Source organism: Mesorhizobium sp. M5C.F.Ca.ET.164.01.1.1, from assembly GCF_004792125.1.
Classification (GTDB): domain Bacteria; phylum Pseudomonadota; class Alphaproteobacteria; order Rhizobiales; family Rhizobiaceae; genus Mesorhizobium; species Mesorhizobium wenxiniae.
Map to the genome: position 1 here is coordinate 202,367 of NZ_SRTG01000005.1, position 20,641 is coordinate 223,007.

19 protein-coding genes and 1 riboswitch are annotated in these 20,641 nt (G+C 63.7%); of the genes, 4 read left to right on the top strand and 15 right to left on the bottom strand.

All coding sequences use genetic code 11. From position 1 onward, the window contains the following. The first annotated feature begins 207 nt into the window (after positions 1–207). The 3 genes from EN807_RS25205 to EN807_RS25215 are packed head-to-tail and all read left to right on the top strand — an operon-like array spanning position 208 to position 2,215. Positions 208–975: a DeoR/GlpR family DNA-binding transcription regulator gene (locus tag EN807_RS25205; RefSeq protein WP_135937098.1), complete on the top strand. Its 768-nt coding sequence runs from the start codon at positions 208–210 to the stop codon at positions 973–975. Between the two features lie 9 nt (positions 976–984). Further along, positions 985–1,743, top strand: a complete 759-nt coding sequence (locus EN807_RS25210) for a triose-phosphate isomerase (protein ID WP_135937099.1) — start codon at positions 985–987, stop codon at positions 1,741–1,743. Between the two features lie 28 nt (positions 1,744–1,771). Next, positions 1,772–2,215, top strand: coding sequence for an RpiB/LacA/LacB family sugar-phosphate isomerase (locus EN807_RS25215; RefSeq protein ID WP_029355267.1), 444 nt, complete (start codon positions 1,772–1,774; stop codon positions 2,213–2,215). On the opposite strand, the gene dhaL is transcribed toward EN807_RS25215, so the two are convergent. The 9 genes from dhaL to oiaX all read right to left on the bottom strand — a co-directional run bounded on the left by dhaL (position 2,212) and on the right by oiaX (position 12,547). Next, positions 2,212–2,850 (bottom strand): dihydroxyacetone kinase subunit DhaL, encoded by a 639-nt coding sequence (gene dhaL / locus EN807_RS25220; protein WP_135937100.1) that lies wholly within the window; start codon positions 2,848–2,850, stop codon positions 2,212–2,214. The genes EN807_RS25215 and dhaL overlap by 4 nt on opposite strands. Before the next feature lie 11 nt (positions 2,851–2,861). Beyond that, positions 2,862–3,869 (bottom strand): dihydroxyacetone kinase subunit DhaK, encoded by a 1,008-nt coding sequence (locus EN807_RS25225; protein WP_135937101.1) that lies wholly within the window; start codon positions 3,867–3,869, stop codon positions 2,862–2,864. Between the two features lie 56 nt (positions 3,870–3,925). Continuing rightward, entirely contained in the window at positions 3,926–4,411 is a 486-nt protein-coding gene (locus EN807_RS25230; protein WP_135937102.1) for a 6,7-dimethyl-8-ribityllumazine synthase, read from the bottom strand. A gap of 76 nt (positions 4,412–4,487) precedes the next feature. Next, a riboswitch (FMN riboswitch) is annotated at positions 4,488–4,736 on the bottom strand. A gap of 124 nt (positions 4,737–4,860) precedes the next feature. Further along, complete coding sequence (locus EN807_RS25235; protein ID WP_135937103.1) at positions 4,861–7,149, bottom strand: xanthine dehydrogenase family protein molybdopterin-binding subunit; 2,289 nt, start codon at positions 7,147–7,149, stop codon at positions 4,861–4,863. A gap of 9 nt (positions 7,150–7,158) precedes the next feature. Next, positions 7,159–8,145 (bottom strand): xanthine dehydrogenase family protein subunit M, encoded by a 987-nt coding sequence (locus EN807_RS25240; protein WP_135937104.1) that lies wholly within the window; start codon positions 8,143–8,145, stop codon positions 7,159–7,161. Between the two features lie 3 nt (positions 8,146–8,148). Further along, positions 8,149–8,808 carry a 2Fe-2S iron-sulfur cluster-binding protein gene (locus EN807_RS25245; protein ID WP_135937105.1) on the bottom strand — a complete coding sequence of 220 codons (660 nt, stop codon included), beginning with the start codon at positions 8,806–8,808 and terminating at the stop codon, positions 8,149–8,151. A 90-nt stretch (positions 8,809–8,898) separates the two neighbouring features. Beyond that, entirely contained in the window at positions 8,899–9,549 is a 651-nt protein-coding gene (locus tag EN807_RS25250) for an AraC family transcriptional regulator (RefSeq protein WP_246684338.1), read from the bottom strand. A 400-nt stretch (positions 9,550–9,949) separates the two neighbouring features. Continuing rightward, positions 9,950–11,284: a four-carbon acid sugar kinase family protein gene (locus EN807_RS25255; RefSeq protein ID WP_135937107.1), complete on the bottom strand. Its 1,335-nt coding sequence runs from the start codon at positions 11,282–11,284 to the stop codon at positions 9,950–9,952. Positions 11,285–11,296: 12 nt separating this feature from the next. Next, the gene (gene oiaX, locus EN807_RS25260; RefSeq protein WP_135937108.1) at positions 11,297–12,547 is read right to left on the bottom strand and encodes a 3-oxo-isoapionate-4-phosphate decarboxylase OiaX; all 1,251 of its coding nucleotides are present in this window, start codon (positions 12,545–12,547) and stop codon (positions 11,297–11,299) included. Positions 12,548–12,690: 143 nt separating this feature from the next. Between oiaX and EN807_RS25265 the strand changes: the two genes are divergently transcribed. Continuing rightward, a complete protein-coding gene (locus EN807_RS25265) occupies positions 12,691–13,404 on the top strand; it encodes a transcriptional regulator NanR (RefSeq protein ID WP_135937109.1) in 714 nt (237 codons plus the stop codon). Positions 13,405–13,406: 2 nt separating this feature from the next. On the opposite strand, the gene EN807_RS25270 is transcribed toward EN807_RS25265, so the two are convergent. From EN807_RS25270 to EN807_RS25295, 6 genes are all read right to left on the bottom strand, one after another. Continuing rightward, complete coding sequence (locus EN807_RS25270) at positions 13,407–15,245, bottom strand: hypothetical protein (protein ID WP_135937110.1); 1,839 nt, start codon at positions 15,243–15,245, stop codon at positions 13,407–13,409. Beyond that, positions 15,242–16,279 (bottom strand): Gfo/Idh/MocA family oxidoreductase, encoded by a 1,038-nt coding sequence (locus tag EN807_RS25275; RefSeq protein WP_135937111.1) that lies wholly within the window; start codon positions 16,277–16,279, stop codon positions 15,242–15,244. The genes EN807_RS25270 and EN807_RS25275 overlap by 4 nt, the downstream gene beginning before the upstream one ends. Continuing rightward, positions 16,279–17,343 carry an ABC transporter permease gene (locus EN807_RS25280; protein ID WP_135937112.1) on the bottom strand — a complete coding sequence of 355 codons (1,065 nt, stop codon included), beginning with the start codon at positions 17,341–17,343 and terminating at the stop codon, positions 16,279–16,281. The genes EN807_RS25275 and EN807_RS25280 overlap by 1 nt, the downstream gene beginning before the upstream one ends. Continuing rightward, entirely contained in the window at positions 17,336–18,892 is a 1,557-nt protein-coding gene (locus EN807_RS25285; RefSeq protein ID WP_135937113.1) for a sugar ABC transporter ATP-binding protein, read from the bottom strand. The genes EN807_RS25280 and EN807_RS25285 overlap by 8 nt, the downstream gene beginning before the upstream one ends. Continuing rightward, on the bottom strand, positions 18,889–19,548 hold the full coding sequence (locus tag EN807_RS25290; protein ID WP_135937114.1) for a DUF2291 family protein: 660 nt from the start codon (positions 19,546–19,548) through the stop codon (positions 18,889–18,891). Before EN807_RS25290 ends, EN807_RS25285 begins: the two co-directional genes overlap by 4 nt. 76 nt (positions 19,549–19,624) lie before the next feature. After that, positions 19,625–20,566 carry a D-ribose ABC transporter substrate-binding protein gene (locus EN807_RS25295; protein ID WP_135937115.1) on the bottom strand — a complete coding sequence of 314 codons (942 nt, stop codon included), beginning with the start codon at positions 20,564–20,566 and terminating at the stop codon, positions 19,625–19,627. Positions 20,567–20,641: the final 75 nt, after the last annotated feature.

The following is a 20,641-nucleotide window of genomic DNA, read 5'->3' on the forward strand; positions in this document are numbered from 1 at the left end:
TCCAGAGAACCGCAACCTTTGGCCATGCCGCCGGGAGCAATTCTTGTTACAAGACAGCAATCGGAAGCGATATAATATCCCAAAGAAACCTAACATTATCACAAAAAAATTGCCGCCTATGCGATTTCATCTGTTATAATAGCTCTGGCTCGCGGTTTCCGCCACGGCGGATTCCCAGCGGGCCGGATTCAGGAAACAGGCTGGACAATGAAGAGCGACGGCCGGCGGCAAGGCATCATGGATTTTCTGATGGACACTGGCACGGCCAGTGTCGATGACCTTGCCTCGCGCTTTGGCGTGTCGAAGATGACCGTCCATCGCGACCTCGACGAGCTTGAGGAAAGCGGTTTCCTGCGCAAGGTGCGCGGCGGCGCCTCGATCCAGCCGAGCGGTCTTTTCGAGAGCGATTTCCGCTACCGTCAGAAGCAGGCCGGCGAGGAGAAGCAGCGCCTGGCGGCTGCCGCCGTGGCGATGATCGAACCGGGCCAGACGGTGATCATCGACGACGGCTCGACGGCGGGCGGCATTGCGCGGCACCTTGCCGATCTCCGCCCGCTGACGGTGATCTCGAACAATCTGGCCGTCATACAGGATCTGGCAGGCGTTGGAGGGATCACCCTGATCGCGCTCGGTGGCCAGTACAGCAAGAAATTCCACGGTTTCTTCGGCCTGCTTGCCGAGGACACGCTGAGATCATTGCGCGCCGATGTGGCCTTTCTGTCGTCGTCTGCCATCCACGGCGTTTCCGCCTTCCACCAGGACCAGGAAGTGGTCCATACCAAGCGGCTGATGATGGCCGCCGCCGCCCGTAAATATCTGCTGGTCGATCACGGCAAGTTCGGCCGCACGGCCCTGCATTTCCTGACCGATCTCAAGGCGTTCGACGCCGTCTTCACCGGTCGCGAACTGGGACCGCAGATGCTCGAGGCGTTGGATGGCGCCGATGTTTCGCTAACCGTAGTCGAGAAGGATTGAGGAGGACGCGTGGATTACTGGGTCGGCACAAGCTGGAAAATGAACAAGACGCTTGCAGAGGCGACTGACTTCGCCAGGGCGCTGGCGGGGTTCGTCCCCGGTTTCGACGACCGCATCCAGCCCTTCGTCATCCCGCCCTTCACGGCGGTCCGCGAGGTCAAGCAGGCGTTGGCGACGACGCGGGTCAAGGTCGGCGCCCAGAACATGCACTGGGCCGACGCTGGAGCCTGGACCGGCGAGATCTCGCCCGTGATGCTGACGGATTGCGGCCTCGACCTCGTCGAGCTCGGCCATAGCGAACGGCGCGAGCATTTCGGCGAGACCGACAATGCTGTCGGCCTCAAGGCAGCTGCGGCGGTAAAGCACGGGCTGGTGCCGCTCATCTGCGTCGGCGAGACGTTGGCGCAGCGCAACGGCGGCCAGGCCGATGCGGTGTTGGCCTTGCAGGTGCACGGCGCGCTAAAGGTCCTCGAAGGCGAAGCGAAAGCGGCGACGATCCTGTTTGCCTATGAGCCGGTCTGGGCGATCGGCGACAAGGGCATTCCGGCAAGTGCGGACTACGCCGATAGGCAGCAGGCGCTGATCAAGAAGATCGCCGGCGAACTCCTGCCGGCCGTGCCGCCAGTGCTCTATGGCGGCAGCGTCAATCCGCAAAATGCCGCCGAGTTGATCGGCCAGCCGCATATCGATGGGCTGTTCATCGGTCGCTCCGCCTGGCAGGCGGAAGGCTATATCGACATCCTCCAACGCGCCTCGGCGGCGATCTAGTATCGATGGGACAGGAAAGGACAATAAAATGAAAATAGCCATTGGAGCCGACAGCGCGGGCAAGCCGCTGCTCGACGTCATTGCCGCGCATCTCGCCACCAAACCCGGTCTCACCGTCAGCGACCTCAGCCAGGCGGGCTATTATGCCGACCTGTCGCAGAAGCTCGCCCAGACCATCCTCGACGGCGAGAACGATCGCGGCATCCTGTTTTGCGGCACCGGCATCGGCGTTTCCATCTCGGCCAACAAGGTGCCCGGCATTCGCGCAGCACTCACCCACGACACCTACTCCGCCGAGCGCGCTGCGAAATCCAACAATGCCCAGATCATCACCATGGGCGCCCGCGTCATCGGCCCGGAACTGGCCAAGTCGATCGTCGACGCCTGGCTCGCATCGGAGTTCGACGAAAAGGGACCGTCGGCTGGCAATGTCCAAGCCATCGACAGGCTCGACGCGGCGAAGCTGGGCTAACCCAAGCTTTTCCGCATCGCGCCAATGACGGTGACGGCCGACGCGGCGCCGGGGTCCATGTGGCCCAGCGATCGTTCGCCAAGCCGCGATGAGCGACCCTTCGCGGCAATCATGTCCTTGGTCGCTTCGGCGCCCCGTTCGGCTGCTTCAAGGCCGGCTGCCAGGCTTTCGGACAGCGTCTTGCCGGAGGCATGCGCGACCGCAGCCGCTTCAGCCGCAGGCAGCCAGGCGTCGACCATTGTCTTTTCGCCGATCTCGGCCTTGCCGCGATCCTGGATGCCTTGCGCCATCGCCTGGAACAGGGCGATGAAATCGGCGCTCGCCAGCGTCGCCTTGCCCTTGACGGCGGCCGCACCTCGCATGAAGGCGGTCGCATAAAGCGGGCCCGACGAGGCGCCGACAGCGTTGAGGAACGATTTGGCCGCGGTGTTGAGGAGAGCTGTCGGCTCGGTCGCCGCGAGCTCGAGCGAAGCGAGTGCATCGCGCACCGCCCCGAAACCGAGCCCCATGGCAATGCCATGATCGGCGTCGCCGATGACGCCGTCGAGCTGGCAGAGCCTGTCCTTGTCGGCTTCGATCGCCGCTGCGATTTCATCAAACATTCTTTTCAGATCGGCCGTATCGATGGATGTCATGGATGCTACTTTCAGCCGGCGCGAAACATGGCGCAGTCGCAAGGATGGTCGAGCATCGTCTGCAATTCGGCGTCGAGCTGCATCAGCGTCACCGAGGCGCCGGCCATTTCGAGCGAGGTGCAGTAGTTGCCGACCCATGTCGCGTGGATGGCAACACCGACGTCATCAAGCCTCTGCTTGACTCGCCGGTTCATGATGTAAAGCTCCATCAGCGGCGTCGAGCCGAGTGAATTGACGAGCACGGCGACCTTGTCGCCATGCGCCGGCGCCATCTCGTCGAGGATCTTGTCCAGCATCTCGTCAGTGATCTCGTCGGCCGTTTTCAGTTTTCCACGCGCGATGCCCGGCTCGCCATGAATGCCCATGCCGATCTCCATCTCGTCCGGTCCGATCTCGAAATTCGGCCGGCGGGTCTGCGGCAGCGAACAGGGCGACAGCGCCACGCCCATGGTGAAGGTGTGATCGTTGGCCTTCCTGGCGATACGTTCGCATTCATCGAATGAGAGCATCCGGTCGCAGGCGGCACCGGCGGCCTTGAAAATGAAGAAATTGCCGGCAACGCCGCGCCGCTTTTGCCTCTGGTCACGCGGCGCCGACGCCACGTCGTCAGTGGTCAGCACAGTGCGCACCTCGACATCGTCCATCGCCGCCATCTCGGCGGCCATGTCGAAATTCATCACGTCGCCGGCATAGTTGCCATACATGAACAGCACGCCGGCGCCGCCGCTGGCCGCCTTGGCGCATTCGAGGATCGGGTCGGGCGGCGGCGAGGCAAAGACGTTGCCGATCGCCGCCGCGTCGGCCAGGCCTTTGCCGACGAAACCAAGGAAGGTCGGCTCGTGGCCGGAGCCGCCGCCGACGACGAGGCCAACTTTGCCTTCCCGCGGCCCATCACGGGCGATGATGGAGCGCGGACTTCCCACAGCGCTTTTGAGATGGCGGGGATGCGCGGCCAGGATGCCCTCCAGCATCTCGTCGACAGTGCGGTTGCCGTCGTTGATGATCTTCTTGGTCTGCACCTGCATCCTCCCGATTTCGGTATTTTCGGAGATAGTACAACGCGTTACCGGGATTTCTACCCGGTGACGGACATTTCAGCGGCGATACGCTCCCGCGCGGCCAGGATCTGCATGCAGGCATTGGCTGCCTCTTTGCCCTTGACCTTGAAGTGCTCGAAGAAGAAGTGGTGATGGTCCGCGCCGTCATGGTAGTTGTGCGGGGTGAGCACCGCCGAAAGCACCGGCACGCCGGTGGACAGTTGCACGTTCATCATGCCGTCGATGACAGCGCTCGCCACGAATTCATGCCGATAGATGCCGCCATTGACGACAAACGCCGCGCCGAGGATCGCTGCATAGCGGCCGGTCAGGGCCAAGGTCTTTGCATGCAAGGGAATCTCATAGGCGCCCGGCACATCGAAGACATCGACGGCAAAGCGTTTCTCTCCGTGAAGTTCCGCCTCGAACGCTTCAACGCACTGGTCGACGATGTCGGCGTGCCAGCGCGCGCGAATGACGGCGACGCGGATCGTTTCATAATCTTTCCGGGAATGCTGATTCATGGTCCATCCTTCCGTTTCGATCCAGAATCAGGACGCACGATACGGAGTCCGAGCCGCAAAAGCGGACCGTCTTCCATTTCGTTCTCTTCCATCCGGACTGTGACCGTCGGCTCCGGAATCATACCGGATCTGCTGACCCCTCCACTAGAGCGCCGCGCGTCCTTTTGGACGCGCAAACGACGCTCTAGCACTTTGAATCTCCGCATCGTGCTTTCCGAAAATCAGTTCTGATTTTCGGGCCGATGCAGTGACCGGAGAGCGCTCGCGGGCTTGGGCCGAGACCCTTACCGCCGGTGGGGACTTTCACCCCGCCCTGAGAACATTGACGGCGTTTGTATGGAAGGGCCGGATAGCGCTGTCAACCACCAACGTCGTTGCGGATGGCGCAGGAATAGCGATCCGTGCCGACCTGATCACCCTGAGGGCAGGGGAGCTGATACCTTGCCGCGTCAAAGGGCGATCACGGGCAAGGCCGGCAGCAGCTTGTCCAAGGTGATGGGAAATTCACGCACTCGCACGCCGGTCGCGTTGTAAATGGCGTTGGCGATAGCAGCCCCCGCACCGCAGACGCCGAGCTCGCCGAGACCCTTCGCGCCGAGTGGATTGGCCTTATCGTCATGGTCCTCGAGGAAGACGACCTCCATCTCGGGGACGTCGCCATTGATCGGGACGTGATATTCCGCAAGGTCGTGATTGACGAAGTGGCCGTAGCGCCGGTCGAGCACCGCCTGCTCCATCAGCGCCGCACCGATCCCCCAGGTCATGCCGCCGATGATTTGCGAGCGCGCGGTCTTGGCGTTGAGGATACGGCCCGCGCCCATCACCGCCAGCATCCGGCGCATGCGGATCTCACCGGTATCGCAATCGACTGCGACCTCGGCGAAATGCGCGCCATAGGAATGCTGCGAGTAAGCCTTGTATGACTGGGTGGTAGCGCCCGCGGCTACGGAACCTTCGGCCTCGAACCCGTCGGGAGCGATCCTTCGGATGAGATCGGCCAGACCTGCCGACCGCTGGCCGACCCTAACCTCGCTGTCGGCGAAGCTTGCCTCGGTGGCGTTCGCGCCGCGCAATGGCGAGGCTTCGCTCGACTGCGCCGCCTCCAGGATCCGTTGCTTGAGGGCGTTGCAGGCGTTATGCAGCGCCGAACCCGCGCTCGCGGCGCCCCAGGAACCGCCGGAGCCGGCGGTACGCGGGAAGCGGCTGTCGCCGAGTTCCACTTTGACGGACGAGATCGGCACGCCGAGGCTCTCCGCGGCGATCTGGGTCAGGATCGTATAGCTGCCGGTCCCGATATCGGTCATGTCGAGCCGCGCCGTCACCCGACCGTCCCGGTCGATCGCAACCCGCGCCGTCGCCGCGCCGATATAGTTTGGACGGATCGCCGCCGCCATGCCGTAGCCGATGAGCTTCCGGCCCTCTCGAGTGCGGCCCGGTGTCGGGTCTCTCCGCTCCCAATCGAAACGGCGGGCGCCTTCCTCCATGCAGTCGACGAGATTGCGGGTCGAGAACGGCACGCCGCGCTCGGGATCCTGTGCCGGTTCGTTGCGGACCCTGAGTTCGATCGGGTCCAGGCCGAGCCGCTCGGCGAGCTCATCCATGGCGCATTCGAAGGCCAGCATGCCGGGCGCTTCGCCGGGCGAGCGCATCCATTCGCCGCGGTTGATATCCAGCGGAACCAGGCGATGGCGGGTGAGACGGTTCGGCGCCGCATAGAGCGAGCGGGCAAACACTGCCGTTTGCTCGCAGTACTCCTCGAAGCTGGAGGTTGCCGACCAGACATCGTGCGCGATCCCGGTGAGCCGCCCGTCGGCGTCCGCGCCGAGACGTACCTGCTGGATCATCTCTGCGCGGTGACCGGCATTGGCGAACATCTGCTGTCGCGTCAGCGCGATCTTAACGGGACGCTGCAGGACCTGCGCTGCAAGCGCGGCCAGGATTGTATCGGAATGGGCAATCAGCTTGGAGCCGAAGCCTCCGCCGATGAAGGGACTCACGATACGCACACGCTCGGGCGGGATGCGAAGCGTGCTGGCGATCCCCGCCCGGAAGTTTGCGAGTGTCTGCGCCGATGTATGGATCGTCAGCTCGTTGCCTGACCAGGCGGCGAGCGTCGCATGGGGCTCCATCGGATTGTGATGTTCGAAGGGCGTCCGGTAAGTGGCATCGATCTTGACCGGAGCCGCCGCAAAGGCGCTCTCGAAGTCGCCGACCACGCTGTCGGTCTCGAAGCCGGCGTTGGTCCGCTTCGGTGCATAGGCGTCGGCCACACGCCCCGGCAGATCGTAGAGGCCCGGCTCCTCGTCGTAGCGCACTTTGATAAGGCCCGCCGCAGCGCGTGCCGCCTCGAACGTCTCCGCGACGACCAGCGCGACGGGCTCATCGTAATACCGCACCCGCTCGCTGTTGAGCGCTGGCCGGGCGCGGGTGAAGACCTCCGGCACGGTCGGCGTGACCGCCGGGCCGAAATCCGGCTGGGCCGGCGCATTCCGATGCGTCATGACGAGCAGCACTGCCGGCGCCCGTTCGGCTTCGGCCGTGTCGATCTCGGCGATGCGCCCCTTGGCGACGGCGGCGCCGAGAATATAGCCGTAGGCTGTACCCTCCAGCGCATTCTCGTAGGCGTAAATGGCGCCCCCTGTCACTTTGAGCGGACCGTCGACGCGGTCGATTGGGCGCCCGATGATGCCATCGCGTGTTTCGGAAGGGCGGTTTTCGCTGGCCTTCGTCTTTGTCATCGTGTCACCTCACGCGCTCTCGGCGGCAGCGGCGAGCGTGTGCCGCATCGTCCGTTTCGCCAGCGGGATCTTGAAATCATTGCCGCCATATCCGACAGCTCCGGCGAGTGCGGCTTCGGCCGCATCGGTAAAGGCGCCGTCGGACGCCGCCGCTCCTGCAAGCGTGCGCTCCGCCTCCGTTGCGCGCCAGGGCTTCGCTGCCACGCCGCCCATGGCGATCCGAGCGCTTCGGACACGGTCGCCGCTTTTCTCGACGATTGCTGCCACCGACACCAGCGCGAAGGCGTAAGAGGCACGGTCGCGCACCTTGCGGTAAACCTGCCGGCCGGGCGGCGGCGGCGGCAGGGTGACCGTGGCGATCATCTCGCCGTGGCCGAGCACGGTCTCCACATGGGGCATCGCCTCGGGCAATCGATGGAGATCGTCGATCGGGATCGTGCGGGTCTCGCCGCCGGGCGATATGGTCTCGATCCTGGCGTCGAGCCCGGACATGGCGACCGCCATGTCGGAGGGATGCACCGCGATGCAGGCTTCGCTCGCGCCAAGTACGGCGTGCATGCGATTGAAGCCCTGAAGCGCCGCGCAGCCCGAACCCGGCTCGCGCTTGTTGCAAGGCATGTTGCGATCGTAGAAGTAGGGGCAGCGCGTTCGCTGCAGGAGATTGCCGCTGGTCGAGGCCTTGTTGCGTATCTGGCCGGACGCTCCCGCCAGCAGCGCTTGCGTGAGCATTGGGTAGCGTGACCTCACCCGCGGATCGGCGGCGAGATCGCTGTTGCGGACCTGGGCGCCGACCCGAAGCCCGCCTTCCGCCGTCTCCTCGATCCGATCGAACGGCAGCCGGCTGATGTCGACGAGATGCGCTGGGCGCTCGATCTCGAGCTTCATCAGGTCGAGCAGATTGGTGCCGCCGCTGATGAACTTGGCGCCCGGCCGGGCCGCAACCGCGGCGGCTGCCTGCTCGGCATTTGCCGCACGTTCATACGTGAAGGATTGCATTGCTCACGCCTCCTCTGCCGCGTTGCGGATTGCAGCGACAATGTTCGGATAAGCGGCACAACGGCAGATGTTGCCGCTCATCCGCTCGCGGATCTCGGCATCGGTGAGAGCGACAGAAGCCGCCGCCACGTCAGCGCTCGCGTGGCTCGGCCAGCCGGCCCTGGCCTCGCCCAGCATACCGACCGCGGAGCAGATCTGGCCCGGCGTGCAATATCCGCACTGGAAACCATCGCGGGCGACGAAGGCGGCCTGCACCGGGTGCAGCCGGTCGCCCTCGGCAAGGCCCTCGACCGTGGTGATCTCGTCGCCTTCATGCATTGCGGCAAGCGTCAGGCAGGAATTGATCCGGCGCTCGTCGACGAGCACCGTGCATGCGCCACACTGGCCGTGGTCGCAGCCTTTCTTCGAGCCGGTGAGACCGAGATGGTTGCGCAGGGCGTCGAGCAGCGTCGTCCGCGGGTCGAGCTCGACGGCAAAATCCTTCGCATTGATCCGTAGGGACATCGGCATCGTCGGTACCGGCGTGGGCGAGGCGGCCGCCGTGACGCTGTCGGCCGGCTCGGCGTCAACCGGTATACCGGTAGCCAGGAGGACGCCGGTTGCCACTCCGCCCTCCAGCACCGTGCGACGCGTCGGCCCGCTCCTGCTGTCTGTTTTGGCCATGCATGATCTCCCAGTCGCAGTTCTGTCAGTCATCGACACTGGAGGTGGGGGTCCACGCGGCGGCTTTCTTTCAAGAAATCGGCGGCAATGTCAGGATTCCGGAGAAGAATTCACCCGATAGACCCGAGGCGTCGTGCCCCTGAGACGCCGGAATGTCGTGGTGAAGTGGCTCTGGCTTGAAAAGCCGAGCCGAAAGGCAATGGTGCCGATCGACAAACCCGTTTCGCGCAGCAGCATTTCCGCTCGCCGCACCCGTTCCTCGATCACATAGGCATAGGGTGCAAGGCCGGTCGTCGCCTTGAAGCGGCGGGCAAAACTGTCGACGGCCATATCCGCGACGGCTGCAAGCTCGCTTAGCGAAATGTCGGAGTTCACATGTGCATTGATATGATCCCGGACTCGACCAAGCGCCCGGCGGCTGAGACAGCCATGACGTACAGACGCGTGTTGATCCCGGTTCAGGTTGGCCACGCGGAGGCTGACGAGGGCGACCAGATGCTCGACATAGGCCGTGTCCGGCTTATGACCGAGTGCCATCTCGTCGCGAAGCGAACTCAGGAGCGTGGCGATGACCGCGTCTTCCTTGTTCACCAGGATCGGCAAATCTCTCAGGCGTTCGCATCCGGGAAGCCCGATATCGGGATCGATCCACAAGGCTGAATAGGAGAGGTTTACATCGCGATAGAAGCCGAGCCGCTCCGCGCCTGCGGGGACGAAGGTGAGGGCTCCGGGACGATCCATTCCGTCGTAGAGGGATCCTGCCTCGTGCCGGATAGATGTATGGGACGTTCCGCCTTCTTCGGTCAGCACGATCAGATGATGAGGCGCCGTCCAGCGGAGTTCCGCCTCCCGGCACGCCCACCGCCGATTATCGAAAACGATCGAGGAGCTGACCCATGACGCGGTATGCAGGGGCTCCGACTTCTCCTCTTGGCTCCGAATCCGTCCGTCACCAAGCAACGGTCTGAATGACATCGCGGCATCCCGCTGGTTCACTCGCGGAGCCGTGGTCAGCCCCGGCTTGAGCGCTTGCGCCGCCCGCCGCTACGCATATGGCGGCTTATGTGGGACAGGCATCGTGCGTTGGTAACCGCGCCGTGTTCAAAAACTCGTGAGATCAGGAAGATCCAGCGCCTTCCTGTCAAACGCCGAGCCCATCGCGGATGGCGCAGAAATAGCGGTCGGTTCCGACCTGGCCACCCTTGAGCGCGACCTCCAATCGTTCGATCGCCTTGACGCGCGAGTGGGCGACGCAAAGCGGCGAGCCAGGCGAGGCGGGCAGCGGCATCCGCACCGTCAGCGCATCGACGCCCATCTGGCCGAGTGCATGGCTCGACGTGTCGCCGCCGGCGATGACCACGCGCTGCAATTTTTGTTCGATCGTCAGCTCGCGAAGAAGTTCGCCGAGGCCGCGGCCAAGCTTGTGGCGGGCGCCTGACTGCCGGTCGATTTCGGCGCCGCGGTCGGCTGCTGGTCCAAGCGCCGTGTAGAGGACGACGCTGCGCCCGGCCTCCAGACTGGCGCGACCGCTTGCTGCCGCGCGAGCGATCGCCTTGTCGGAATCCTCTGAGATCAGTTCGACAGGGTCCACCTCGATCCCATCGAAACCGTCCGTTAAAGCATGCCGGATCTGTCGTTCCGTTGTCGGCGAACAACTGCCCGAGACCACCGCGATCCGGTCGGCTGCACCCGGCGGCGAAAAGCTGGACTGGGCACTGACGGTTCCGTTAGACGCCCATTCGGCCAGCAGCGCATACTCGATCCCGGAAGAGCCGACGACGAAAGTGCCGCCCGGACTGCGAACGCGCCATATCTCCTTGCCGGCCAGTGCCTGACTTTCCAGGCTGTCGACATCGACAAGCACAATGTCACTAGCACTTTCGATCAGGCGATCGAACGCTTCCGATCGGGACGCCGACTGGAGCGTCGCGAGGTCGACCAGTCCCGAGGTGAGGTCTGTCTGCCGCGACAGATGGATCAGCAAATCGGATTCATCCATCGGTGTGATCGGGTGGCGGCTCATCACGGGATGGCGATCGATACGGAAATATTTGTCGCGGTAGGCCGCGAACAGATGGCCGAAGGCGGTGTAGCGCTTGAGCTGCGGCGCGCCGACCACCAGCGGCACGCTTTCCTGGCTGAAAACCGAGCGGCCAATCTCGATCGCCCGGCCGATGCTGCCGATCGCCGGACTGGAATCGAAGGTCGAGCAGACCTTGTAGTGGCAGATCTCGGCATTCAGGGTCTTCAGCCAGGCGAAGGCGTCCCGCAGATGTCCGTCCATCCATTGCGGCGTCTCGCTGCGGCTGGTGCCGGCCAGGCCGACGGCGCGGCAATGCCTGAACTGCGAAAGCAGGGGCTCGTCCGGCTGGCGCATGAACAGCACGGTCGGTACACCGCCGAGCTCGAGCGCCTCCATGACGTCGGTCGAGCCGGTGAGGTCGTCGCCATAATAACTGAGAAGCAGGTTTTGCATGGCGCGCTTTGCTCAGGCGGCTTTGCCGTCGCCGAATTTCTCGATCGACCGCGCCAGTTCGGGATGGCTCAAGGCGAACTTCGCCAGCGGTATGCCATCGACCGCCGCCCGCCAGGCTTGCTGCACGGCGCGCACGCCGGCACCCGGCCCGTCCGGGTGGCTGACGATGCCGCCGCCGCAGAGATAGAGAAGATCGACCGTTCGGCCGGTTCGCTCAAAGGTTTCGGGGGCCTGTCCGCCCCACTGGCCCGAACCGGCGACCGGCAATGTGCAATCATCAGGCGAAAAGATCGGCGTGGTCACCGCCTTGAACGATTCGACGAATGACCAATCCGGCTCCCAATATTTCGAGGCGATGCCATTGATCTGGAATTGATCGACGCCGAGCAGCCGCCAGAACTGCTGCCAGACCTTGAAATCCATGCCAAGCCCGGGGTGACGGGTGAGAATGTCCCAGCCGTTGCGGTGGGCGTGGATCACCAGGCTGGAGCGCTTTCTGAGGAAAGCCATGCCGCCGAAGCCGACGGAGTTGATGTTGACCACAGCGCAATTGCCGCCGGCCTTCGCCACCAGATCGTGGTTGCGCATCATCTCGTCAGGATCGGCATGCGAGATGCCGAAGGCATACATGACCTTTTTACCGGTCTTCTGCTCATGGTCGAGGACGAGCGGCATGATCGCCTTCACCCGTTCCGACAGGGGCGAATAGGCCGGGCTCATCAGCTTCTCGTCGTCCTTGATGAAATCGACGCCGGCGGCGATCAGCTCACCCACCATCTCCGCCGTTTCGCGCGGTCGAAGCCCCAGCGCCGGCTTGACGATCGTCCCGATGATCGGGCGGTTCTCCACGCCGGTCAGTCGGCGGCTGCCGGTGACGCCGAATTGCGGACCGGGATGGGCGCTGCGATACTCATCCGGCAGCTTCATGTCGACGACGCGGATGCCGGACAGGCCCTTGATCGAAAAGGCGCCACCGATGGCGATGGTCATTAGCGCCGAAAGATCGGTACCGATGGCATCCAGCGGAAATGCGATGTCGACATCCGCGCGCTTGAAGGGCCCTTCGCCGGCTTCGGGAAGCGATGGACGATCGGCGTCCGGCAAAGACCGTATCGCCAGGACGCGTGCCGCCACCCGCGCCTTGAGCTCTTCGGTCTCGCCGGCCAGCGCAACGAAGGTTCCGGTCGACTGGTCGCTGGCGATCTTGCTCGCCAGCGCCTCGATGCTCGCCGAGGTCTCGATGCGATAGGTGAGGATGATCATAGCTCGAAAAAAGTTCCCCGATCTTTGAAATCTGGTATAATGAGTACATAAGTATTGCAAGCGATATCCTGCTCTCGCGCAGGCATTCCGGCAATCGTGGCGACAATGCTAAATAGACGCCGGTCAAGGAGTGATTCGCGACGATGAACCGTTCGGAGCCGATCGTCCGGCGCAAGCTTTCTGACGAAGTATTTTTGAGGCTAAAGCGCCTGATCACCAGCGGCGAATTGCAGCCAGGCGACGACATGCCGTCGGAGCGCGAACTGATGGAGCGCTTCGAAGTCGGCAGGCCTGCGATCCGCGAAGCGATGCAGGCGTTGAGCAATATGGGTCTTGTTGCGATCTCGCACGGCGAGCGGGCGAAAGTGCTTCAGCTGACCGCCAAGTCGATCATCAAACAGGTCGACGGCGCGGCCAAGATCATCCTGTCGTCGTCGAAGGACACGCTGGAGCACCTCAAGAGCGCGCGCATCTTCTTCGAGCGCGGCATGGTCAGGGAGGCCGCCGAAAAGGCCACAGCAGAGGACGTTCAGCGGCTGCGGGCCACCGTTGCCGAACAGCGGAGCTTTCGCGGCGATTCCGAGGCCTTCATATCCGCGGACATGAAGTTTCATACCCAGATCGCGGCAATATCCGGCAACCCGATTTATGTCGCGGTCAGCGAAGCGATGCTTGGCTGGCTGAAGGAATATCACACCGAGATGCTGATCTGGACCGGCAAGGAAAACTTCACGCTGACCGAGCACGAAGAGATCATCGGGCGCATCGAGCAGAAGGATGCGGACGGAGCCGAGAAGGCGATGATCAAGCACCTCGAGCGCTCGCGCGCGCTCTACGTGATGAATTCCGGCACCTGATTTCATCCGATCCGGGTGATCGCGTAAGGCGGCATCACAAGGTGGCGTCGTTCGAACCCGGAAATATCAACCGTCACTTCGCTCGCCGTCAGATTCGCCAGCCACATGACGGTCTGGCCCGCGGGAGAACGGCCGGCCAGCGTGAGCACCCGCGTCTCATCGCTAGTCCTCGCCGCTATGTGCCTGAAGCCGGCCAGTTCGTAAAGGCCCTTGATAGCCTCGAAAATCGGCCGGGGTTCACCTTCGCCGACGGGTTCCCCGGATGCCGCCAGCACGCCGAACGGTCCGGTGAAGCTGGACAGCGTGAGCATCTCCAGCCCGGCCGGGGCGACGCGCGCGGCATAGCCGATCGTCCATGCTGCCGCGAACATGCCGGCATGGCGAGGATCCCGGTCGGCCATGGCGATGCGCTGACGGTGCGGATTGGCTTTGGTCGCACCGCCATAGGGGTTCTGCCGCATGGCGATGGTCGACGGGCCGATCCGGTAGTGTTTTGGCCCGAAGATCGCCCGCACCGATGCAGTGATGAAAGGCAGCGCCTCCAGCGATTGCATGACGCTGAGATCGTCGGCGGCGTGCACGATCGGGCATGTGCAGTGGGTGACGAAATCGAGCAAGTCGGCGGGAACGCGCTTGCGGTTCAACTCAGTGAAATAGCTGAACATGCCGCCGCCGAGGCGGATATCGGGAAAGGCGCGCCGCGCGGCGGCATAGACGTCCTCGAGCGGCGGACATTCAGGCCATGCGCTGCCCGGCGGCGTCGACTGCCGGTCGACCGAAGGCGAAACGGCGATGGCCGAGAGCTTCAGCCCGGCCTGTCGCACCGCATCGGCGACGCCTGAAAGCTCAGCGTCGAGATCGCCAACGCAGGAAACGACGCATTCAAGCGTCGTATCGACCGGGCAGGCTGCGGCGAGCCGGGCATAGGACTGCAAGGCTTCGAGGCCGTGGCCACGCGTCGGGTCGTAGTGGAACATCAGCTGTTGCGGGCCAAGCGCGGACAGTGTCGGAAGGTTTGCCAACGCCGCCTCGACCTCATCCGGGTAGATGATCACACCGATATCCGGTAGTGCCGGTCCGGCTTCGCCGAGTTCGACGCGGACGTGTTCGGCGGCTGTTGCGGCAGCCGGCGCCTTCACGTCGCCTGAGATGCGCAAGCTGATTGTCTGGCGCAGAGTCTCGTCGGCAGGCAGCACATAGGGCCATGGCAGCGCGAGCGGCCGGACATAGGTCTTGTACGACGCGTCCGACCAGTTGCGCTGGTCCTCCATCTCGAACACGTCGCCTTCCATCCGGCATTCGGCGGTGACGCCGGGCCGGACCTCATGGGTGATTGCCCGCAAATCCTTAAAAGGCTGCCAGGGGTCGATCAGCTGCGGAAGCTTCGTTTCCACCACGCTGCCGTCGGTGTGCTCGACGGTGATCGGGCTGCCGGCCAGGCCGGCGATCGGATGCAGGATGCAGAAGCCGCAGCGATTGGTCTCGAAATCGTCTTCGGGACGCGCGCTCACGTCGAAAACCAGCTGGCCGTCGGCGGAACCTTCGATCGTCGCGCGAAAGTCGAGCCGGCTTCCCTTTGGCCCGACGCAACTTGCCGAATAACTGACGGAGAAAGTGTCGGCACCCTGGTCGATGACTAGATCCGTGAGCGCCGGCTCGTAAGTGCCCCAGTCGCGGTCCCTGATGACATAAGCGATGGTGCGCAGCACTTCCGTGCCGCCGTGGCGGATGGTGCGCAGATTGCCGTTGACGAAGTCGGCGCTGAGTGCGCCGGCGCGCAGCCTGACCGGCTCGGCCTCGACCGCGCGCGTGCCATAGAGGAGGAAGGCGTCGGCGGTCATCTCAGCAAAGTGTCGAGCTGCACCGGCTCACGGCTCGCAGCGCCCGCATAGGCGGCCTCGACCAGGGCCAATGTCCTGAGATTGTCCGCACCCGAGGTTGCCGGCTCGGTCCCGTTCGCCAGGCAATCGACCCAGTGCTTTTGGATGGCGACGACGCTTTCCTGGATGTTGTGCCATGGTCGCGATGCCCATGGCAGCAGCGGTGGCGAGACGTCGCTGACCGCGGTTCCGTTCCTGCCGGTGACGGTGAGCCGGTAATCCTGCTCGAGCCGGATGGTGCCGCCGCTGCCGTCGATCTCGACCAGCGTCTGCGGAAACGGCTCGGTGGCGAGCTTGGTCGCATAGCTGCAATCGACCACAGACGTTGCGCCGCTCTTGTGGTCCATCAGCATGGTTGCGACGTCCTCGCCGGCGATCTCAGGATTAATGCGAGCGGTTCGTGTCGTGATCGTAGAAACGTCGCCCAGCAGAAAGCGGGCAACGTCGAGACTGTGGATGCCGAGGTCCTCGATGATGAAGCGCTTTCCCGTCGCCAGATAGGGCTGGCCGGAGAACACGTCATACGCCGAGCGGAACGAGATCCGTCCGAAGAAGGGTGTGCCGATTTCCCCGCTGTCGAGCACGGCACGCACCGCCTGAATCGGCGACTGCCAGCGAAAATTTTCATGCACCATCAGCGGCACGCCTGCGTCAGTGTAGGCCTTCACCATGGCCTTGGCGTCGGCAAGCGTCGGCGCGAACGGCTTTTGGCAGATTGCCGGAACGCGATGCCGCGCCGCCATCTCGACAAGCGGACGGTGGCTCGGCGCGGTGGTAGCGATATCGACGAAATCCAGTCTTTCGCCGGCAAAAAGCGCTGCCGCGTCGGTATAGCGCCGCGTGATGCCGAACTTGTCGCCGACTATCCTGAGCCGTTCCGAATCGCGGTCGCAGATGGCGACGATCGAGGCGCCGGCGATATCGCGCCAGGCGTGCATCTGGTTGACGGCAAAGAAGCCGCAGCCGATCAGCGCTCCACGCAGTTCCGCCGCCATCAGCCCGCCTTTGCCATCTGCATCAGCGTCACACGGCTCTGCAGCCGGCGCTGCGCCTGGTCGACGACGACAGCGACGATGATGACAAGGCCCTTGATCACCATCTGCCAGAACGAGCTCACCCCCATCATGACCAGCCCGTCGGAGAGAATGCCGATGACGAAGGCACCGACGATGGTGCCGCCGATCGTGCCGCGGCCGCCAGACATCGAGGTGCCGCCGAGCACCGCCGCTGCGATGGCGTTGAGCTCGAAGCTCTCGCCGGTCGCCGGATGCGAGGCCATCAGCTCGGACGAGATGATCAGGCCGACGACCGCCGCGCAGAAGCCCGAGAACATGTAGACGAACATCTTCACCATGTTGACCCTGACGCCCGAAATCCGCGCCGCCCGTTCGTTGCCGCCGACGGCGAAGATGTGGCGACCGAGCGGGGTGTATTTGGCGAGATAGGCCGCCCCAAGTGCTACAACGACAAGTATCCATATCGAAACCGGCAGGCCGAGCAGCCGGCCGGCGCCGAGTAAGCCGAACCCGGTCGTACCCAGATCGGGCTTGCCGACAAGATTCGGGAAGGTGCGGCCATCGGACGACAGCAGCGCCAGGCCGCGTGCGACATAGAGCACGCCGAGCGTGGCGATGAACGGCGCGACATTCAGCCTGGTGATCAGCAATCCGTTGACGGCGCCGATCAATATGCCGACCGCCAGCGTGATCAGTGCGATTTCGAAGACGTTGAAATAGATCGTATAGCCGACCTGCAGGTCGATGCCGTTGAGCACGAGATAGCCGGCGACCATGCCGCACAGGCCGACGATCGAGCCAACCGAGAGGTCGATGCCTCCGGTGATGATGACGAAGGTCATGCCCATGGCGAGGAAGGCGTTCAGCGCCACGTGCTTCGACATCAGGATCAGGTTGGCGGCCGACAGGAAATTCGGCGCCGCGATCGAGAAGAAGATCAGGACGGCGATCAACGCAATGAACGTCCTCGCCTTCATCAGCGTCAGCAGGACGGAGCCGCTCGAGGCGGAGGCAACTGAAGCCTTGGCCGGGATGTCAGTCATGGACGTGGCTCTCCGTGTGCGGGACCGGTCCGTGGGCAAGCGCCGATGCGGCGACAAGTGCCGCCTCCGTCGCCTCGGCGCGATCGAACATGCCGGTCAGTTTTCCATTGCTCATCACCGCGATCCGGTCGGACAGCGCCATCACCTCGTCGAGATCCGAGGTGGCGAAAAGTATGCCCAGTCCGTCGCGGGACAGTTTGCGCATGGTGCGGAAGACGTCGGCCTTGGCGCCGACATCGATGCCGCGGCTCGGTTCATCCATCAGCAGCACCTTGGGTCCGGTGAGCAGCGCCTTGCCGATGACCACCTTCTGCTGGTTGCCGCCCGACAGCGACGAGACCTCTTGCGCCGGATTGGCGACCTTGATCGCCAGCTCCCGCACCATCTGGGTCACCGCCTGGTTTTCCTTGGCGCCACGGATATGGAACAGGCGGACAAACCGCGACAGGCTGGCCAGCGTCAGGTTGCTGGCGACCGAGAGGATCGACACCAGCCCTTCGCGCTGGCGGTCCTCGGGGATCAGCGCCAGCCCGCGCCGGATCCGCCGTGTCGTGTCGCGCTCTCTGATCTTTTTGCCGGCGATGAAGATCGTTCCGGTGGCATGGCCATGGCGTCCCATGATGCAGTCGAACAATTCGCTGCGTCCGGCCCCCATCAGGCCGTATATGCCGAGAATCTCGCCGGCGCGCAGCGACAGCGAGACGTGATCGACCGCAAGCCCGCCGGTCACGCGCGGCAGGCAGATGTCCTCGGCGCGGAATATCTCTTCGCCCGGAACATGGCCGTCGGCCTTGGCGAAGTCCTTGGCGTCCGAGCCGATCATCTGCCGCACGATCCATTGCGTGTCGACGTTTTTCATCTTCTCCTGGCCGGTGATCCGCCCGTCGCGCAGCACGGTGATGTAGTCGCCGATGCGGATCAGTTCCTCGAGCCGGTGCGAGATGTAGACGATCGCCACGCCGCGCGCCTTGAGGTCGGCAATCACCTTGAACAGGATCTCGACTTCCGCCGCGCTCAGCGCCGAGGTCGGTTCGTCCATGATCAGGATGCGCGCATCGAGCGAAACCGCCTTGGCAATCTCGACCAGCTGCTGCTGGCCGATACGCAAATCCTCGACCAGCATGTCCGGCCGGATGCCGGCTTCCAGCCGCTCGAGGAACTCCGCCGCGCGGCGCTCCTGTTGTCGGCTGTCGATCTTGCGGAGCCGGTTGGTGATCTCGCGGGTGGCAAAAATATTTTCTGCGACCGTCAGGTTGCCGAACAGGTTCAGCTCCTGAAACACCATGCCGATGCCGCGATTCACCGCGTCCCCGGATGAGGAGAAGGAAACCTCTTCGCCCTCCAGGATTATGCGGCCGAGCGTCGGCTGTTCGACGCCGGCGATGATCTTCATCAGCGTCGATTTGCCGGCGCCGTTTTCGCCGACCAGCACGTTGACCGCGCGCTTGCGCACCTCGAAATTCGCGCGCTTGACCGCGACGGTGCCCGAATAGACCTTGGAGACGTCTTCCAGCGTCAGGATGACATCGTGATCGGTGGCGGCAGTCATGGCTTCGGCCCGATCTCTGCCTCCGCCGGCGTCACCAGCGGCAGGTTCTGGCCGCTGCCGATGACATATGCGCCGACAACCCTGACGCTCCGGCCCTCCAGCGCGTCGCGCGGCAGCTTGGAAAGCACCGTCTTGTCGGCGTAGATGTTGAACGCCTTGCCGAACTGGGCGAAGTCGATCTGGTTGGTGAAATCGTTGAACTGGATGAAGTCGAGGCTGTCGCGCAGCGCGGTGCCACGCATCGCCGGTCCGATCTGCACCCGCGCATCCGCCTTGCCGTCGCCGTCGGCATCGACATCCATGGTTGCCGCGCGCGATTGCGTGTTTGCAGCGACGATCTTGCCTTCGAGGCGAACCGAGAAGGTCCATGGCGAATTCGCCTGCTTCTTCGGATTGCCATACTTGGCGCCGGCAGCCGCTGGATCGGCTTTCGCCAGGGCGTGAACCTCGGGAAACGGCCCGGCCTTCTGCTGGAGATAGGGCACCGCCTTGGCAGCCCAGATATCGCCGACCATCTTGTCCGCATTGAAGGCCGGAGGTTTGCCGCCGTTTTCCGCTGACGGTGTCGGCAGGATCTTGCAGGCAGTCAGGCTGACGCCGACGGTCACGGCAAGGATCGGCGCGGCGAGGATCGAACATGTCGGCTTGTTCGGCATGGCGGTCAGGGCACCCAGTAAATGGAAGCAAGGGACGAGTCGGAAGCTCGTCCCTTGCGATTGATGTCACGCCGGCTCAGTTGGTCAGCGCGAAGGTTTCCAGCTTGGCGGCATTGTCGCCATTGATCAGGACGCAGTCCATCAGCTGCTTTTCCTCGGCCGGAGACTTCTTGTTCTTGATGAAGTCGTTGGCCTGCTCGACTGCCATCTGCGCCTGCGCATAGGCCGGCTGCAGGACTGTGGCCTTGATGCCGCCTGAAGCGATCGAATCGCGCACGTCATTCGATCCGTCGAACCCGACGACGATGACATCCTTGCGGCCGGCGGCGGCAAGGGCGGCATAGGCGCCCATCGCCATCGTGTCGTTGCCGGAGATCACGCCCTTGATGTCCGGGTTAGCCTGGAGGATCGATTCCATCTTGGAATAAGCTTCGGTCTGGCTCCAGTTGGCCGACTGCTGCGCCACCATCTTCAGGTCCGGATAGTCGTCGATGACGTCGTGATAGCCCTTCGAGCGAATGCCGGCATTGGTGTCGGATTCTTTGCCGACCAGCTCGACGAAATTGCCCTTCTCGCCCATCAGCTTGACGAACTCCTGCGCGCCGAGCTGGGCGCCCTGATAGTTGTTGGAGACGATCTGCGCGACGGCGACGCCGGTGGCGTTGATCTCGCGATCAATCAGGAAGGACGGAACGCCCGCGTCCTTGGCCTTCTGCACGGCGGCGACGGTGGCGTCGGCGCCGGCATTGTCGAGGATGATCGCCTTGGCGCCGCGGCCGATCGCGGTGTCGATCAGCTCGGACTGTTTGTTGGCGTCGTCGTCGTGGACAAGCACCAGCGTTTCGTAGCCGAGTTCCTTAGCCTTGGCTTCCGCACCGACAGCTTCCGCCTTGAAAAACGGATTGTCGTGCGAGGGCGTGATGATGGCAATGAGATCCGCCGCAAAGGCGGGTGCGGCGGTGCCAAGCGCCAGCATGCCGGCAAAAGCCGCAAGTGTCATTCTGCGAGTGAGTTTCATGAATTCCTCCCGTTCGAAAACCCTGATCAACTCAGGCCACTGTCTGCATTTCAATTCGTCATGCGGCACAAGAGA